The sequence below is a fragment of the Pirellulales bacterium genome (assembly GCA_035939775.1).
GTDB lineage: Bacteria > Planctomycetota > Planctomycetia > Pirellulales > DATAWG01 > DASZFO01.
This window is the reverse complement of the sequence record DASZFO010000254.1, coordinates 1-18,194: the sequence shown is the minus strand read 5'-3', so window position 1 is coordinate 18,194 and position 18,194 is coordinate 1. Positions and strand designations below refer to the sequence as shown.

Genomic DNA, 18,194 nt, shown 5'->3' with positions numbered 1-18,194 from the left:
ATTGCCGCTCCAAATCAGCAAGAACTGCGCGAACGAAACATAAGCCCAGAATGCGACAAACGCCAGCAGCAGGCTTCCCAAGTCCTGCAGGAATAGCTTGCCGACCGGTCGTGTCACGCGCGGATGGGACGAAAGCACGGTCGTTGCTAACGTGGCAAATGCGAATCCGCTCAACAACTGGCCGATCCCGAAGATCACCGGAAAGATCGTCGAAGTCCAATGCGGCTCTAGCGACATCTGCCAATCGATGGCCGCGAACGTGTCGGCGAGCGCGAATAACACCGCCCCTGGACCGCTCAGGACCCCGAGTCGGCGGACAATCGCCGCATCCCCGGTGCGATCCAATTGTCGTGACCAGTTCGATAACAGAAAAGCCAGCGTCAGCCAGACCGCGAAGTAAACAGCGGCGCGTACCACGAATGCAGTCGTGTTCAGGTACTGGCTCTGACGGGCCAGAGTTGGGTCAGCCGCCGTCGAGGCGCTCGTCCAGATGTAAAGTCGATGCATTCCGGCGATCACGGGCAGGAAGAACAGCGCGGCCAGCGGCAGCGTTCGCAGCGCCGCCTCGATCGGACGATGAATCATTTCGCCCCAGCCGCCTCCGGTCAGCCGATACATCATCTCGATCGCCATGCACCCCAGCAGGATTCCGATGCAGAAGATGTAGCCAACCAGATACCCTCGGAAAAATGCTTCCGGCCGAAAAATCCAGCAGGCGAGGCAGAATGCGATCCCGATCGCGCCGGCCAGGAGCGATCGCGGCAGGAGCCGGTCATGGATCAACTCATTTTGGTCCACTGCCGTCGGCCTCCAACTTGGGAATAATCCGCCCGCGCTCGTCCGCCGAGAGATCGGCCAACTTTAGACGCTGACTCAATTGCAGGGCTCGGATGTAGGCTACGATCGCCCAGCGGTCGCGCGGCGCGACTTGTTCCGCGTAATCGGCCATCGCCCCATAGCCATAGGTCGCCACGGCGAAAACGTAGCCGACCGGGGCGTCGCGCAGCCGGTCGATGTGATACGACGGCGGCGCCTTGAAGCCGCGGCGGACCACGATGCCGTCACCGTATCCGTAGGTCCCGTGGCATACCGCGCAGTAAATAGTGAATCGCTCGCGGCCCCGGTCGAGGATTTGCGTCGTCATGGCGAAGGGAAAGTTGTCAACGTAGCTTGCCATGTCGTCCGGATTTACCAACCGGACGGTGGGTTTTCCTGCTTCCTGGCCTGCCGCCGCCACGATCTCCGGTTGCGGCGCGCGCTCGCGCCGGCCCGTGAAGAATCCGACGTCGGTCTCCAATTGTCCTCGGGCGATCGTCCCGGTAACGAGCGGCCGCGCCGATCGGCCATCGGCGAAGAACCCACTCGGCTCGAGCGGCCGAAATGCCGGCTGCTTGCCCATCTCTTGCTGACAACCGACGAGAGACACGAGCGCACAAATAATCACAAACGCCGGCAGATTGCCGCGGCAGGACAGAATGCGCGGCGGTTGCCTCGGCCTGAAAGGCCGTCGGAGCCCAGCCCAGGGTGCAGCGAGACCGTCCGTTAGGACTGTCGAGCGAAACCCTGGGCCAGCGATTCCCAACGTCATCTTGGCCCTGAAAGGGCGACGGATTCCCCGTCTTAACCTTGCCAACCGCTTCGCCGGCGCGCGTACTCTCCGGCGGCCCTTCAGGCCGCGAGCGCGCGGGTTGACTCGGTCGTCCCAGGGTTCCGCTCCGTTCTCCTTACGGAGAACGTCGCTCCACCTTGGGGTGGGCTCCCGCGGCCCTTCAGGCCGCCTGTAGTTTGGATTCGAATCGTGTATTCCGAATGACATTGACGCGACCCTATTGCGGCACTTCCTTCACTTCTCTCGCGCCTACGCTCGCCAGAAACTCTCTGGCGCTTTCCAACTCGAATTTCGGATCGCTCGTCTCGATGCAGAGAAAGAACCGGTCTTGACTGGCCCGAGCAAATTCCGGCACGTGGAACAATGGGTGATACGGCATCGGTAAGCGGTTCAGCCCGAGCATCCCAAACACGGCCGCGAGCGCAGCGCAGAGGATTGTTAACTCGAAGGTGATCGGAACAAACGCCGGCCAACTATCGATCGGCCGGCCGCCGACGTTGAGCGGATAGCTGATCACGCAGGCATAATACTGCATGAAAAACCCGCCGACGCAGCCGACAATCCCGCCGATGAGGACGACCAACGGCACGCGGGTCTTGGTGAAGCCGATGATCTCGGCCAACTCCTCGATGGGGAACGGCGTGTACGCCTCGATGCGACGGTAACCTTCGTCTTGGGCCGCTTGTGTCGCGGCGACGAGCGCGACCGGATCCGTGAATTCGGCGAGCAGCCCATATAGAGATGGCTCAGTGTTCATGTCGTTCCTCCAAGGTCTTTGTCGCCTGCGCCGGCGGCAGCAGAGTGCGCATCTCGGCGATCGAGATCATCGGCAGGAAGCGGATGAATAAGAACATGAGCCAGACGAACAGTCCCATCGAACCGATGAACGTCGCCCAGTCCCAAACAGTCGGATGATACATGCCCCAAGCCGACGGCATGAAGTCGCGGTGCAGACCCCCGACGACGATCATGTACCGCTCCAGCCACATCCCCATATTGATCACCAGCGCGATCATGAATAGAAACCAAGGCTTCGAGCGGAAAAAGTTGAACCAGAGGAATTGCGGCGACAGCACGTTGCAGCAGATCACGGTCCAAAACACCCACGCATAAGCGCCAAACATCCGATCGACGAAGTGCGAATACTCAAATAGATTTCCGCCGTACCAGGCCATGAACGTCTCGATCCCATAGCCGAAGCCGACCATCAGGCCGGTCACGAGCAGAATCTTTCCCATGTTCTCGAGGTGTCGAAGCGTGACGACGTCTTCCAAGTGGTAAAACGCCCGCAATGGAATCGCGATCGTCAGCACCATCGCGAAGCCGGAGAAGATCGCCCCGGCGACGAAATATGGCGGGAAGATCGTCGAATGCCAGCCGGGAACGATCGCCACGGCAAAATCGAAGCTCACCACCGTATGCACGGACACGACCAGAGGCGTCGCCAATCCGCCGAGCAGCAGATAGGCCGTCTCGTAGCGCTTCCAGTGTCGCGCCGAACCACGCCACCCCATCGCCAGGAAGCCGTAGACGATCTGCCCGGCGCGGCTCGTCGCGCGATCGCGGATCGTCGCCAGATCAGGAATTAACCCGACATACCAGAACATCAACGAGACGGTGAAATACGTTCCGACCGCGAACACATCCCAGACCAGGGGGCTGCGGAACTGCGGCCAGAGGTCCATCGTGTTCGGATAGGGAATGAGCCAATAGAAGAACCAGGGCCGCCCGAGGTGCAAAAGCGGGAACAGCCCGGCACTCGTCACGGCGAACAGCGTCATCGCCTCGGCGAAGCGGTTGATCGAGGTGCGCCATGTTTGATGCAGCAAGAGCAGAATAGCGGAGATGAGCGTGCCGGCATGTCCGATGCCGATCCACCACACGAAATTGACGATCGCGAAGCCCCACGCCACCGGGATATTGATTCCCCAGACGCCGACGCCCATCGCAAGCAAGTAGACGATCGAATAGAAGAGCACGACGACGAGCACCGTCGCCGCGCTGAACCCGATCCACCAGCCGCGCGGCGTGCCGCGAGTGAGCACGATCGAGCTGATCTTGTTGGTGATGGAAGCGAACGTGTGCCCCGGCTGGATCACGGGATAATCGCGGAGCGGATCGGCCCGATCGGCGGCTCCGGCGGATCGTGAGGTTTGGTCAGACATGTCTTGTGTTCCGCCTCGGACGATCGGCACTTGTTCTCCCTCTCCCTCTGGGAGAGGGCCGGGGTGAGGGGAACAACATAAAACGCCGCTTCCCCTCACCCTAACCCTCTCCCAAAAGGGAGGGGAAACGGTCGGACGCTGTGCGTCCACTTCTCTACGCGGTCTCGACCTCCGCTTCTCTACGCGTTCTCGATTTCTGGATTGGGATTTCGCAGTTCCGCCAAATACGTCGTTCGCGGCACGGTGTTCAACTCTGCCAACAATGGGTATTCGAGCGGCCGGGCTTTCCACGCGGCGACCTCGCTCTTTTGATCGTTCAGGTCGCCGAACGAAATCGCGTGGGCTGGGCAGACCGCTTGACAGGCGGTGAGCACCTCGCCGTCGCGCACTCGGCGGTCCTCCTTCTCGGCCGCGATCCGGCCTTGCGTGATCCGCTGCACGCAATACGTGCATTTCTCCATCACGCCACGGCTGCGCACCGTCACCTCCGGATTGTGCAAGAGTTGCAAGCTGGGAGTCGTGAAATCACTGTATTGGAGGAAATTGAAGCGGCGAACCTTGTACGGGCAGTTGTTCGAGCAATAGCGCGTGCCGACGCAGCGATTGTAGACCATGTCGTTCAGTCCCTCGTCGCTATGCACCGTCGCCTCGACCGGGCAAACCAACTCGCAGGGTGCATTCTCGCACTGCATGCAATTGACTGGCTGAAAGAAATACTCTGGATTGTCGGGCTTGCCGCGATAGTAGCGGTCGATCCGAATCCAGTGCATCTCGCGGCCGCGCGTGACCTGCTCCTTGCCGACGACGGGGATATTGTTCTCCGCCTGACACGCCACGACGCACGCATTGCAGCCGATACAAGCGTTGAGATCGATGGCCATTCCCCATTTGTAGCCGTTATAAGAATGCTCCTGCGGAGCATAGAGCGTGGGCAAGGTGCGCTGGCCGTGGCCGGCGACGTCCGATTTGGTCGACTCTTTGACGAACGTCGGATCGCGGCGGAATTCATCGAGCGTTGCAGTCCGCACGAGATCTCGATCTTCCATCCGGTGGTGATACTGAGTGCAGGCGAGCGGCGATTGCGCGCCCGTCCTGCGAATCTCCAATCCGCTGCCGAACCACGGGGCCGCCGACGTGCGGAGCAGATTGGCATTGAAGCCGATTCCACTTCCTATGCGTCCCGCGGCCGTTCGACCATAGCCTAAATGCACCGTGACTGAATTGTCCGGCTGCCCCGGCATGATCCAGACGGGCGCTTGCAGCTTGCGACCGGCGTAGTGCAACTCGACCACGTCGACGGTCACTTCGCCATGCTCGCCGCCGTGCCCGCTCACCATGGCCGATACTCCCAGCCGCTCAGCCATTGCCGGACTGATAAGCGCCGCGTTGTCCCAGGTCAGCTTCGTGAGCGGCTTAGGCAATTCTTGCAGCCAACCGTTGTTCGCGAAGCGGCCGTCGAAGATCGTTGGATCGGTCGCGAAGACGATTTCCAGAGGCCGCTCGGAAACGGCGCCGTTTCGCGTTGTCGCCGAATTCACTGCCCCGATGTTTCGAATCCAATCTTGTTGAATCGCAACCTTTTTCTCTGAGAGCGCGGTGTCGGGAACAAAACCATCGTGAACGGCGGTCTCCCAGAAGGTCTCGAAATCCTCGGGGCGATTCGCATCCTTCCATCGGCGCCGCCAGTAATCGCGGACAATTTCATAGCCCGTCATTTCCGCTGGTACGACGAAAAGCTGAAGCACTTCGTGCGGCGTTCGGCCACCGTAAAGGGGAGCGATGAGCGGCTGCACGATCGTCGCCGTGCCATCAAAGCATCGGGCGTCACTCCACGACTCCAAGAAATGAGCTTTCGGAATATGCCAACTGCATAGCACCGCCGTCTCGTCTCGATAGAGTCCAACATGGACCGATAGGGGAACTTTCGCGAGACGCTTAGCGAATTCCAAGTCGGCCGGAGCACTGTACGCCGCGTTCACGCCGACAATCACTAGCAGCTCGACGAAACCGGCGGCCATATCGGTCGCCAAATCGGCTAGCGATTTCATTTGATTCGTCGGCGCGAACTCGATCGGATCGGTGAACGTCACGGTCGTACCGACGGCGCCAAGCGCGTCGTTCATCGCATGCGCCAGTGCATGGACCGCCGGCGGCTGGCGATCGCCGGCCACGACGACGCTCTTCGCCCCCGATTTCCGAAGGTCGCGCACGAGTGCCTCGACCGCGGCGTCCGCGACCGGATGCGACATTCCTTCCGCGAGCGACTTCAGATTGGGGTCGAGCTTCGCGGCGACGGCTCGAGCGAACAGTTCCACCTCCGCGGCCCGCATCGCCCAGCGATGATCGGCCTTCGCCCCGGTGATGCTCGGCGTGCATTCCGCGACGTACAGTCGATTCATCGTGGCTCGCTTGGCGTCGCTCGCGCTCGCGGTCACGCGGCGGCGGTCGATGAAATCGCGGACGTACTGCAAATTCCCCGGCGGGGCCAAGAAATCCGCGTCGAGCGAGAAGATTACGTCGGCACGGTCGAAATGATAGATCGTGTTGACGAATTCGCCAAACGCCAGGCGCGAGCCCTCCCAGCGCGCATCGCGCGAGGCCGGCTCATATTGATGCCAGCGGGCCGCCGGAAATGCCTTGAGGATTGCGTCGAGCTGGCCGGCCAATGTCGGCGAGGTGACCGTCGGGGTCAAGAACCGCAAGCCGGCGCCGTGCTTGCCGCGCTGCCCTTCGATCGCGGCGCGGATTGCCGTTACCGCGTCTCCCCAGGTGCTGATCTGGTCGCCGGAGGAAACGGTCTGCGAGCGATCCGGATCGTACATATCCAAAATCGCCGCTTGCGCGAAGATGTCGGTGGCGCCGCTGCTGGCCGGATGATCGGGGTTCCCTTCGATCTTTGTCGGCCGGCCTTCATGACTTTCGACCAACAGGCCGGTCGTCGATTCGCCGATCGTCACGGCCGTGGCGAAAAAGAGGGAAACGCCCGGCGTCAACTTCGTCGGCGAACGGACATAGGGCATGATCGTTTCCGCCGGGGGCTGCACGGAACAGCCCGAGATTCCCGCTAAGGTGAGCGACGCCCCCAATAGCGACAGGAACTTTCGGCGGTCAAGCGGATCGGCCCAAGCCGTTGCCTGCCCTGGAAATTGGCGCAGCAGCAGCGTCTCGACCTCGGGGTCGTCGGCTAATTCTTCGAGACAGCGCCAGAAGCGCTTTCCCGAAGTCGCGGCCAGTTTTTCCCGCATTGCGGCGTAATCCATATCCGGGGACTCCGCGGTTCAGCGATGACACGTGGAACAATCGATCCGACTTTGCACATGGTAGTCGGCGGCTAGCCGTTTGCCGATCTCGGCCTGATTCACGGCCGCTTCCCATTTCATGTTGAAGACCTGCTCTCGCGGTCGGATGTAGTCGGCCGGCCGATCGTGACACTCGAGACACCAGCTCATCTGCAACGAACCCGCCTGCCAGGTGAGCGGCATTTCATTCACGCGGCCGTGGCATGTGACGCAGCCGACTCCTTTGCGGATGTGAATGCTGTGATCGAAGTAAGCGAATTGCGGCAAGTTGTGTACGCGTTGCCAAGGAATCGATCGGCCCGAGGCATAACTCTCGCGAACCGGGGCGAGCATCGCGCTGCCAACCCACATCTGCGAATGGCAGTTCATGCAAATCTTGGTCGAAGGAATGCCGGCGAACGAGGAGTTCTCGACCGAAGTGTGGCAGTACCGGCAGTCGAATCCCAACTGTCCAACGTGATGTTCATGACTAAATGGCACCGGCTGGACATAGGCCGTGTCCGCGCCGGTCGCATACGGAGACCGATACAAGATCTCGGCAACCCAGAATAAAAAGGCCACGATGATGGCCGATCCGAAGATCGTCACTCTGGAAATCGTGTTGAATTCCGGGCCGAAAATCTGCGGCATGGGAGGTGCCGGTGGATGGCGCAAACAAGGGTGACGGTTCGTTATTTGCTCGTTACCCGCAAATGATACGCCTGACCACGTCGACGCTGGCGACCATATTGCGAGCAGCCCGCCCGGCAACATAAGATGCCCCGTGCGGTGCGTCAATCCTCTACTCGCGTGTGCACCAGGAGATAGGGAGCAGTCTCAAAATGTCCAGTCGCAAATTTCCCCACTTGATCGTTCTATCGACCGGCATGGCAATCGGTTTTGTTTTGGCGTCGTTCGCCAGTCGGGGCGAGGTTGCCCCGGCCACCGCTGCCGAGAGTTCCGTTAAGAAGGTCCCCGATTTAGCGACGATTGACGGCGATCTGGCCGTTTTGAAAGGAAAGGTGCCCGACCAATCGCATGCGATGACCGATGTGGCAATGCAGTTTTCGAATCTTTGGTTCGCCGGAGAAAAGGAGAATTGGCCCCTGGCCGATTTCTTCTGGAGCGAAACCCGCTCGCATTTGGCCTGGGCCGTGCGAATCATTCCCAAAAGGAAGGATAACGCGGGCCGCGAGATCGACCTGCCGGCCATTCTTCAATCGCTCGAAAACAGCCCGCTCAAGCAATTGGGGACGGCCATCAAGTCGAAAGACAAGGGCGCCTTTGAAAAGGCCTATCGGTTTACTATTGAAGGCTGTTACAGTTGCCACAAGGCCGCCGACAAGCCATATCTCCGCCTGCAAATTCCGATCACCCCAGCCCTGCCGATCGTAAACTTCGATCCCCAGGCCGACTGGCCGAAATGAGCGACATATTCCAGTCGTTAACTTTCGGTCACCGCGAAGGATCGTGAGATGAACGTAACCCGGTCAGATTGGTCAAGTTTGAGTCAGCCGCCTGCCCTGAGCCGTCGGCTGCCGATCGGGGCGGAGATTCAACCAAGTGGAGGCGTTCATTTTCGAGTCTGGGCGCCGCGACGATGGAAGGTTGAAGTCACTTTCAGTAGTGACCGTCAGCCAATGGATGAGCTTGGGAGATTGTCGGTCGCGCTCGAACCGGAAGCCGACGGTCATTTCTCAGGCTTCGCGCGCGACGCCGCTGCCGGCACGCTGTATGGTTTCCGCTTGGATGACGGGGCGCAGCCCTATCCCGATCCAGCCTCGCGATTTCAGCCCGACGGCCCGCACGGCCTGTCGATGGTGGTCGATCCGCTGGCTTACGAGTGGTCCGACTCCGATTGGACCGGCCCGTCGCGAAAGGGACAAATCGTCTACGAACTGCACATCGGCACGTTCACTCCGGAAGGAACGTTTCAGGCTGCGATTGCGAAACTTCCGCAACTCGCCGAACTCGGCATCACACTCATCGAGTTGATGCCGGTCGCCGAGTTCGACGGGCGATTCGGCTGGGGGTATGACGGCGTCGATCTGTTCGCGCCGACGCGCCTTTATGGCATGCCCGACGATTTTCGCCGCTTCGTCGATGAAGCCCATCGCTTGCGGATGGGTGTGATCCTCGACGTGGTCTATAACCATTTCGGCCCGACCGGGAACTATCTGGCCCAATTCTCGACCGAGTACACCTCGAAGCGGCATCACACCGACTGGGGCGAGGGGATCAATTTCGACGCGGCCCATTGCGGACCCGTCCGCGAGTTTTTCATCTCGAATGCCAGATATTGGATCGACGAGTTTCATGTCGATGGACTGCGGTTGGATGCCGTTCATGCCATCCTCGACGATTCCCCTGAACATATTCTGGCTGCGATTGGCCGGCGGGTGCGCGAGGCCGCCCGCGGGCGGAAGACGCTCGTCGTCGCCGAGAATGAGTTCCAAGACTCGCGGCTGCTGCGGCCAACCGAGCTGGGCGGCTACGGTCTCGATGCTGCGTGGAATGACGATTTTCACCACGCAGCCCGAGTCGCCATGACCGGCCATGCCGAACACTACTATGCGGATTATCGCGGCAAGCCACAAGAGTTGATCTCAGCAGTCAAATGGGGCTACCTTTATCAGGGGCAATGGAATGGGCGGCAGCAGCGGCGGCGCGGCGGCTCGAGCTTCGGCCTCGACGCCGAGCAATTCGTCATCTTTCTGCAGAACCACGATCAGATCGGCAATTCGGCGCACGGGAGGCGCGGCCACGAGTTGACCTCGCCCGGCCGCTACCGCGCGCTCACGGCACTCATGCTGTTGGCCCCCGGCACGCCGTTGTTGTTTCAAGGTCAGGAATTCTGCGCCTCCGCGCCGTTCCTGTTTTTCGCCGACCACGAGGTGGATCTCGGCAAGCTCGTCCGCGAAGGGCGGCACGAAGCGCTGAAGCAATTTCGCAGCCTCAGCGGACCGGACGTCGACGAATGCTTCGCCGATCCCGGCGACCCACAGACCTTCGAGCGCTCGAAGCTGGATTGGTGCGAGCGCGAGCAAAACGTCGCGGCGCTGACGCTGCATCGCGATTTGCTCGGCCTGCGTCGCGACGATCCGGTCTTCTCGGCCCAGCGAGCGGATCGGCTCTTCGGCGCAGTGCTCGGGCCGGAAGCATTTGCACTGCGATTCTTCGGCGAGGCGGGAGACGACCGGCTGCTGATGGTGAATCTGGGGCGCGATCTGGAATACTCGCCGTTGGCCGAGCCGCTCGTGGCGCCGCCGCCCGATTGCGATTGGCGAGTCATTTGGTCGAGCGAAGACCCCCGCTATGGCGGCTCCGGTACCGGCGTACTAGACACAAAGCACTGGTATTTTCCCGGTCATGCGGCACTTGTCCTTGGCCCGAAGCCGGTCGATACGCAATAATTCAACGTGCTGCCGACAGCAGCGCTTCTCTCTCGCTCTTTGGGAAAGGGCAGGGGTGAGGGTGCTTGCCAAAGTCAGAGACTTTCTTATTCACGTTTGACCCTCACGGCGGAAAGTGGAGCAATGGACTCACATGCCACTTAGCACGATCTTACCGACGTCGACCGCCGGCGCTACGGAACCCTTGCCGAAGACCGATTCCAAGTCGGGCTACGCCCCGGCGAATCCGCTTTGGTACAAGGACGCGGTGATTTACCAGCTCCACGTCCGTGCCTTCTACGACAGCAACAACGACGGCATCGGCGATTTTCCGGGATTGACGGAAAAGCTCGACTACTTGCAAGACCTCGGCGTCACGGCACTCTGGCTGTTGCCGTTTTATCCTTCGCCGCTGCGCGACGATGGCTACGACATTGCCGACTATCTCGACGTGAACCCAGCCTACGGCACCCTGGCGGATTTCAAGCGGTTCGTGCGCGAAGCGCATAGCCGCGGCCTGCAAGTGATCACCGAGATGGTGCTCAACCACACTTCGGACCAGCATCGTTGGTTTCAGCGAGCCCGCCGGGCTAAGCCGGGCAGCTCCGCCCGCGATTTCTACGTTTGGAGCGACACGCCGGAAAAGTACAAGGACGCGCGGATCATCTTCAAGGATTTCGAGGTCTCGAACTGGTCGTGGGATCCGGTGGCAAAGGCCTACTACTGGCATCGCTTCTACTCGCATCAGCCGGATTTGAATTTCGACAATCCGCGCGTTCACGAGGCGATGTTCGACGTGCTCGATTTTTGGCTCCGCCTCGGTGTGGACGGAGTGCGGCTCGACGCCGTGCCGTATCTCTACGAGCGCGAAGGGACCAACTGCGAAAACTTGCCGGAGACCCACGAGTTTCTCAAAAAACTTCGCAAGCACGTGGACGATCGTTTCCCCGGGCGGATGCTCTTGGCCGAGGCGAACCAATGGCCTGAGGACGCGATCGCCTATTTCGGCGACGGCGACGAATGCCATACGGCCTTCCATTTCCCCGTGATGCCGCGCCTATTCATGGCGATCCAAATGGAAGATTGTTTCCCGATCATGGATATTCTTCAGCAGACGCCGCCGATCCCGGAAAACTGCCAGTGGCTCGTCTTCCTGCGCAACCACGACGAGCTGACGCTCGAAATGGTCACCGACGAAGAGCGCGACTATATGTTCCGCGTTTACGCCCGCGATCCGCAGGCCCGGATCAATCTCGGCATCCGCCGCCGATTGGCGCCGTTGCTAAAGAATAATCGCCGCACGATCGAGCTGATGAACGGACTGCTTTGCTCGCTGCCCGGAACGCCGGTGATCTATTACGGCGACGAGATCGGCATGGGAGACAACATTTATCTCGGCGATCGCCACGGCGTGCGAACCCCGATGCAATGGAGCGCCGATCGCAACGCCGGCTTCTCGCGGGCCAATCCGCAGATGCTTTATTCGCCGGTGATCATCGATTCGGAATACTTATTCGGCGCCGTGAATGTCGAGACGGAGCAGCTCAATCCGTCTTCGCTCCTCTGGTGGATGAAGCGGTTGATCGCCCTGCGGCAGCGCCATCCGGCCCTGAGCCGTGGCACCTACGAGCAGTTGACCCCCGAAAACCATCGCGTCCTGGCGTTCATCCGCCACCACAACGACGAGCACATCCTGGTGGTCGCCAACCTCTCGCGATTCACGCAGTATGTCGAGTTGAACCTTCAGCAATTCGCCGGTCGTCGTCCGGTCGAACTTTTCGGCCAAACCAAGTTTCCCGCGATCGGCAAACTACCGTATTTGCTTACGCTCTCGTCGCACGCCTTCAATTGGTTCGATCTGGCGCCGGACAAAGCCGATGCGGGCCAGGTCGATGGCGCGGTCCTCGGCCCGGCAACGTTGACCGTCAACTCGCGCTGGTCCGAAATCTTGCAGGGGCGGCACAAGGCAAGCTTCGAATCGATTCTGGCCCGCGAGCTGCCGAATCGGCGCTGGTTCGGCGGCAAGTCGCGGCCGATCCAGTCGCTGCAAGTGGCCGACAGCGTTCCGCTCGATCGGATTGCGTCTCTGCGGCAGGGGAAAGGCGCCGGCAATGAGAAGGAAAAACCCAATCACGACGGCCCGATGCTGCTGTTCTTGCGCGTCGAGTATCGCGAAGGGGAACCGGAGGGGTATTTGCTCCCGATCACCGTTGCGTGGGGCGCCGAGGCCGAGCGATTCCTCGCCGATCGGCCGAAATCGGTCCTCGTTCAATTGCAAGCGAAGAACCGCAGGGGACCGTCTCATTCGAGCGAACCTGCGCCGGGATCGGAGCAAAAGGGGGGATCCCCTGCGGCGTCCGGCGAGATTGGAGTGTTGTTCGACGCCCTGGAGGAACCGCAAGGCGCGACGATGCTCTTGGACCTTATCGCCAATCGTCGCCGCGTGAAAGGAACTCGCGGCGAATTGGTCGGTTGGCCTGCCCCAGCGCTCGACGAACTGGGTGGCCCCGAGCCGACGGCCCTCGTACCGGTTCCCGGCAAGGCAGAGCAGAGCAACAGCTCGGTGATCTTCGACGAGAAGCTGATCCTCAAGGTCTTCCGCCGCCTCCAAATGGGCGTGAATCCGGAATTGGAAATCGGCCGGATTCTCGGCACGAACGGCCGCTTCGCGAACACGCCGCGGTTGGCCGGATCGCTTGAATTCGTGATCCGGCGGCAAGAGCCGGTCACGATCGGCGTGTTGCAAGGCTATGCGCCGCACACGATCACGGCCTGGCAATTCACGCTCGATTTCTTGAAGCGTTATCTGGAAGGAATCATGGCGCTGCCGGCCGAAGGCCGCCCATCCGCCGCCGCCACGCCGCGCGGCTCGCTCTGGGAGCTGGCCCGGGGCGAGGCCTCGCCGTTGGCCCACCAACTGCTCGGCGGTTTCCTCGAATCCGCCATGCTCCTGGGCCGAAGCACCGGCGAGCTGCACGTCGCGCTGGCGAACACCGACGAGGCAAATTTCGCCCCCGAGAATTTCTCAACTCTCTATCAGCGTTCACTGTATCAAACGTCGCGCAAGCTGCTGGCCGACTCCTTCAACGCTTTGCGGCAACGCCTGGATGTGCTGCCGGTGGCTGCCGCACCGGTCGCCCGCGACCTTCTCGACCGCGAGAAGGCGGTGCTCGAGCGGTTCCGCGCGATCCTCAAGCCGAAAATTGTCGCCCGCCGAATCCGCTGCCACGGCGACTATCATCTCGGTCAGGTGCTGTACACAGGCAAGGACTTCTTGATCATCGACTTCGAGGGCGAGCCGCATCGGCCGCTCGCCGCGCGGCGGATGAAGCGCTCGGGCCTCTTGGACGTCGCGGGCATGATCCGCTCATTCCACTACGCGGCCGCTCAATCCGCGCCGAGGCTGGCCCAAATGGGCGTGACCAGCCCCGACGCTCAAATGGCCATCAAGGAAGCAGCCGAGTTTTGGTACGTCTGGACCAGTTCCGCCTTCCTGCGGGCCTACGCCGCCGCCGTCTCGACCGCCGATCTGCTCCCCGCCAATCCCACCCACATCGACGCCCTCTTCGACTTCCATCTACTCGAGCGCGCGATCTACGAACTCAACTACGAACTCAACAACCGCCCGGATGACGTAGAAACGCCGCTGCGCGGGATTCTGGAACTGCTCGCGCCGCCGCAATCCGCCGCGGCGACTTAGTTCCGTCGGCCTTGCTGGCCGATGGTGCGCTGGATTCAGAAGTAGAGGCGATGATACCCATCTCCGACGAAGTGCGCTTGCGAATCGATAAGCATAGCCGCGATCGAGAATTAGCGTTGGCGCGAGGCGTGGTTTAACCCAACTTGGTCAGACCGCCGCGAAAATCCACCGTGAGAAGATGGCCTCGCGAGAAATCGAGACCGAGCAACCCGTCCACGCCCGCGCTCGGCGGCAAGGTGTGGGCCAAAACGGCGAAGTCTTATCTTTGACGGCCTAGCGCGCTCAGCCAGAGTAAAACTGTGCGCGCGACATACTCCACGCCGCTTCCCGTTGTCACCTCAAAACGAGTTGGCGACGCCGCCGGGTCGTAACCCGTCGCGACCAAGACGCTACTGTTGATCAACGTAGTCGTCGCACCCGTGTCGAGAGCCAATCGCAAAATCGCGCTGCCCGATGGTCCTTGAAGTTCGGCCGCGACGATTATCAAACCGTCCCTTGAGTCGAACGCCGAAGTCATTACACGATCGTCGTCCCGGCGGGCATCTTGCCTGTGAATAGCGTCGCGAAGCGTTTCGGCCGCAACTCGACTGCCTTGCGATAGACCTCGTCTCGGTCCTTGCTGTGGCAAAGCACCTTGCCCGCTTGCACCTCAAGCGCCGCGTTGGTCTGCGGGTCGTCGAGCAGAACCCATTCGGATTCGAACTGCGAATATATCTCAGCAATCGTTAGGGCTTTATTCATTTCATTTTACCTCGTCAACACCGGTCGTGCTCATACAGACATTCTCGGCCATTTTCTGAACGGAGTCAATTTCGACCGAGATTTCCGACGTTCCACGGCGCCGCGATGACGGACGAACACTACGGGTTGAGGCGATTCATCGTTGCTCGCTTCGTGCTTCTACTATTTCGCCCCGTTCATCAGTCGCTCCCACGCATCGTTTGCCGCGGCCCGGCCGGTGATCGGCGCTTGGCAGGCGAGGTTCTCGCAGATGAAAACCGTCGGCGATGGCTGTTGAGCTGATTTGCCCTCGAAGAGTGCGGCGAGCGCGGGCGATATGGTGGATGTGATAGAGGCCAGCGGAGTCGCGCGAAATGCGACGACCTTGTTCGGAATGAAGCGATGCCGCAGGTCGGCCAGGACGGCGGCGGTGTCGGGGGCATCGTCGCCGAGGATTACGATCTCGGGAGTGGGGCCGAGGCGCAGGTCAAGGGCCATGAGCATTTGGCCGGCGGCCGAGGGGAAGAGTGCCATCAGGCCGGCCGCGGCTTGCAAGGTGGCGGCTGCCGCGTCGGTGTAATCGCGTCGTCCGGTGAGCTTGCCCAGACGCAACAGCGTAGTGGCCGCCATCGCATTGCCGCTGGGGGTGGAACTGTCCTGCCAATCTTTCTGGCGGGCGACGAGAGCTTCGTGATCGTCGGCGGTGAAGAAAAAGCCGCCGAGGGCCGGATCGGCGAAGTGAGCCAGCATGATGTCGGCCAAGCGGACCGCTTCGTCGATGTAGCGCTCGTTGAAGCCCGCTTCGTAGAGCGAGACCAAAGCGTTCGCGAGGCAGGCGTAATCGTCGAGATATGCGTCGAGTTTGGCCTCGCCGCGCCAGACGTGCAGGAGCCGTCCGTCCGAGCGGCGCATTTGAGCGAGGATGAAATCGGCTGCCGCCGTCGCCGCCGCGAGGTAGCGCGGCTCGTCGAGCGCGCCAGCCGCCTGGGCCAGCGCGTCGATCGCCAATCCGTTCCAGCTTACGAGCACTTTATCGTCGCGCCCCGGCCGAAAGCGTTTGCCGCGGGCTTCGAGCAGCTTCGCCCGCCATGCCGCCAGATCGGCCCGCAAGCGATCCTGATCGAGCTGCCGCAGCTTGGCACACTGCTCGATGGTTTTCGGCAGGTTTAGGATGTTGCTGCGTTCGAAGTTCCCGGCATCGCTCACGTCATAAACATAGCAAAACGTGCGGGCCGCATCGGCGCCGAGCACGGCCTCGATTTCGGCAGGCGTCCAGACGTAGAACTTCCCTTCCTCCCCTTCGCTGTCGGCATCTTCGGTGCTGTAGATGCCGCCGGCCGGATCGGTCATGTCGCGGAGAAAATAATCGAGTGTCTCGCGAGCGACACGTGCATAATCGGCCCGCCCGGTCGCTAGAAACGCATCGACGTAGCAGCCGGCCAAGAGCGCGTTGTCGTAGAGCATCTTCTCGAAATGCGGAACGAGCCAGCGCTCATCGACCGAATAGCGATGGAACCCGCCGCCGAGATGGTCGTAGATGCCGCCGGCGGCCATTTTGTCGAGGGTGGTGACGACGACTTTGAGCGCCGAATCGCTACGTGAAGAGCCCTCACCCCGACCCTCTCCAGTAAGGGGAGAGGGAGAATTGCGGCGCCAGATTCTCAAGAGCAGCCGCAGGTCCATCGGGTGCGGAAACTTGGGCGCTCCGCCGAAGCCACCGTGATGCGAATCGAACGAGCGCTCGAGCGCCGTCGCGGCCTGCCGCAACAGTTTCTCCGATTCCGCGGCGCCGAGCCCCTCGCTCGCGGCCGGAATCTGCACGGCCCGAAGGTGCTCCGTCAATTCCGCGGCCTGAACGGTAAGGTCGCCGCGCCGATCCCGCCACGCGGCGGCGACGGCGTCAAGAATCTGGTCGAAGCCCGGCATTCCGCCGCGCGACGTCTCCGGCCAATATGTGCCGCCGTAGAACGGCTGCAGGTTGGGCGTGAGAAACACCGACATCGGCCAGCCGCCGCGGCCGGTCAACATCTGCACGGCGTTCATGTAAATCTGGTCGAGATCGGGTCGCTCCTCGCGATCCACTTTGATCGGGACGAAATGCTCGTTCAAGAGCAGCGCGATCCGCGGATTCTCGAAGCTCTCGTGCTCCATCACATGACACCAGTGGCAGGCCGAGTAGCCGATCGACAGGAAGATCGGCTTCTGCTCCGCCCGCGAGCGGACGAGCGCCTCCGGACACCAAGGATACCAATCCACCGGATTGTCCTTGTGCTGGAGCAGATATGGGCTGGTTTCCGCGGCGAGATGATTGGGCATGACTAATTGAACTGCTGCTCTGGGCCGGGAAACTTGCCGGCCCGCACGTCGTCGCGAAATTGGCTCGCCGCGCCGATGATCACGCCCTTGAGATCCGCGTACGCCTTCACGAATCGGGGCACATATCCGCTGGTTAGGCCCAAGAGATCGTTGATCACCAGCACCTGTCCGTCGCAGTCGGGGCCGGCACCGATACCGATCGTCGGAATCCGCACGCTCTGGGTTACTCGCCTGGCCAGCTCCGACGGAATACACTCGAGCACCATCGCAAACGCCCCGGCCTGCTCGGCCGCCTTGGCGTCGGCGAGGAGCCGCTCGGCGTCGCGCTGCACCTTATAGCCGCCGAGCTGATGCACGCTCTGCGGCCGCAGACCGCAATGCGCCATCACGGGGATGCCCGCCGAGACGAGAGCGGCGATCACGTCGGCCTGCTCGGCGCCCCCTTCGAGCTTGACCGCCTGGCAGCGCGTTTCCTTGAGCACGCGGCCGGCGCTTTCGACCGCTTTGTGCGGCCCCAGGTAGCAAGTGGGAAACGGCATATCGACGATCACGAGCGCCTGCCGCACCGCCCGGCCGACCATCTCGGCATGATAGATCATCTGGTCGAGCGTCACCGGCAGCGTCGTCTCATGCCCCTGCACGACCATCGACAGACTATCGCCGACCAAGACCGCCTCGACCCCAGCGGCGTCCACCAGCGCGGCCGTCGGATAATCATAGGCCGTGAGCATCGTGATCTTCTGCCCGGAGCCCTTAAGCGCGGCGAATTTGGGGACGGTCAGTTGCATGGGGACTGGGGGCTCGGGACTGGGGACTCGGGTGTTAGTTGTCGGCGGCCGAAGGTCGCTCGTTAACCGGTTCGCTTGCGAACCGGAGTCGTCGGAGGTCGGAGGTCGGAGGTCGGAGGTCGGAGGTCGGAGGTCGGAGGTCGGAGGTCGGAGGTCGGAGGTCGGAGGTCGGAGGTCGGAGGTCGGAGGTCGGAGGTCGGAGGTCGGAGGTCGGAGGTCGGAGGTC

12 protein-coding genes are annotated in these 18,194 nt (G+C 61.5%); 3 read left to right on the top strand and 9 right to left on the bottom strand.

Annotation, left to right across the window (positions count from 1 at the left end; translation table 11 throughout):
- The 6 genes from VGY55_15955 to VGY55_15930 all read right to left on the bottom strand — a co-directional run.
- Positions 1-798 (bottom strand): hypothetical protein (locus VGY55_15955; GenBank protein ID HEV2971470.1); only part of this gene is annotated, 798 nt, incomplete at its 3' end.
- A complete protein-coding gene (locus VGY55_15950) occupies positions 785-1,426 on the bottom strand; it encodes a cytochrome c (GenBank protein HEV2971469.1) in 642 nt (213 codons plus the stop codon). The genes VGY55_15950 and VGY55_15955, both read right to left, overlap by 14 nt.
- 400 nt (positions 1,427-1,826) lie before the next feature.
- A complete protein-coding gene (locus VGY55_15945) occupies positions 1,827-2,366 on the bottom strand; it encodes a DUF3341 domain-containing protein (protein HEV2971468.1) in 540 nt (179 codons plus the stop codon).
- The gene (nrfD, locus tag VGY55_15940) at positions 2,356-3,774 is read right to left on the bottom strand and encodes an NrfD/PsrC family molybdoenzyme membrane anchor subunit (GenBank protein ID HEV2971467.1); all 1,419 of its coding nucleotides are present in this window, start codon (positions 3,772-3,774) and stop codon (positions 2,356-2,358) included. The genes VGY55_15945 and nrfD overlap by 11 nt, the downstream gene beginning before the upstream one ends.
- Before the next feature lie 179 nt (positions 3,775-3,953).
- Positions 3,954-7,034 carry a TAT-variant-translocated molybdopterin oxidoreductase gene (locus tag VGY55_15935; protein ID HEV2971466.1) on the bottom strand — a complete coding sequence of 1,027 codons (3,081 nt, stop codon included), beginning with the start codon at positions 7,032-7,034 and terminating at the stop codon, positions 3,954-3,956.
- A gap of 18 nt (positions 7,035-7,052) precedes the next feature.
- A complete protein-coding gene (locus VGY55_15930; protein HEV2971465.1) occupies positions 7,053-7,703 on the bottom strand; it encodes a cytochrome c3 family protein in 651 nt (216 codons plus the stop codon).
- 191 nt (positions 7,704-7,894) lie between these two features.
- On the opposite strand from VGY55_15930, the gene VGY55_15925 reads away from it, so the two are divergent.
- The 3 genes from VGY55_15925 to treS all read left to right on the top strand — a co-directional run bounded on the left by VGY55_15925 (position 7,895) and on the right by treS (position 14,144).
- Complete coding sequence (locus VGY55_15925) at positions 7,895-8,479, top strand: hypothetical protein (protein HEV2971464.1); 585 nt, start codon at positions 7,895-7,897, stop codon at positions 8,477-8,479.
- A gap of 78 nt (positions 8,480-8,557) precedes the next feature.
- Positions 8,558-10,465, top strand: coding sequence for a malto-oligosyltrehalose trehalohydrolase (gene treZ / locus VGY55_15920; GenBank protein HEV2971463.1), 1,908 nt, complete (start codon positions 8,558-8,560; stop codon positions 10,463-10,465).
- A 133-nt stretch (positions 10,466-10,598) separates the two neighbouring features.
- Entirely contained in the window at positions 10,599-14,144 is a 3,546-nt protein-coding gene (gene treS / locus VGY55_15915) for a maltose alpha-D-glucosyltransferase (protein ID HEV2971462.1), read from the top strand.
- Between the two features lie 516 nt (positions 14,145-14,660).
- Here the strand turns inward: treS and VGY55_15910 are convergent.
- From VGY55_15910 to panB, 3 genes are all read right to left on the bottom strand, one after another.
- Positions 14,661-14,885, bottom strand: a complete 225-nt coding sequence (locus tag VGY55_15910) for a hypothetical protein (protein ID HEV2971461.1) — start codon at positions 14,883-14,885, stop codon at positions 14,661-14,663.
- A 162-nt stretch (positions 14,886-15,047) separates the two neighbouring features.
- Positions 15,048-17,180, bottom strand: a complete 2,133-nt coding sequence (locus tag VGY55_15905; GenBank protein HEV2971460.1) for a thioredoxin domain-containing protein — start codon at positions 17,178-17,180, stop codon at positions 15,048-15,050.
- A 2-nt stretch (positions 17,181-17,182) separates the two neighbouring features.
- Entirely contained in the window at positions 17,183-17,968 is a 786-nt protein-coding gene (gene panB, locus VGY55_15900) for a 3-methyl-2-oxobutanoate hydroxymethyltransferase (protein HEV2971459.1), read from the bottom strand.
- Positions 17,969-18,194: the final 226 nt, after the last annotated feature.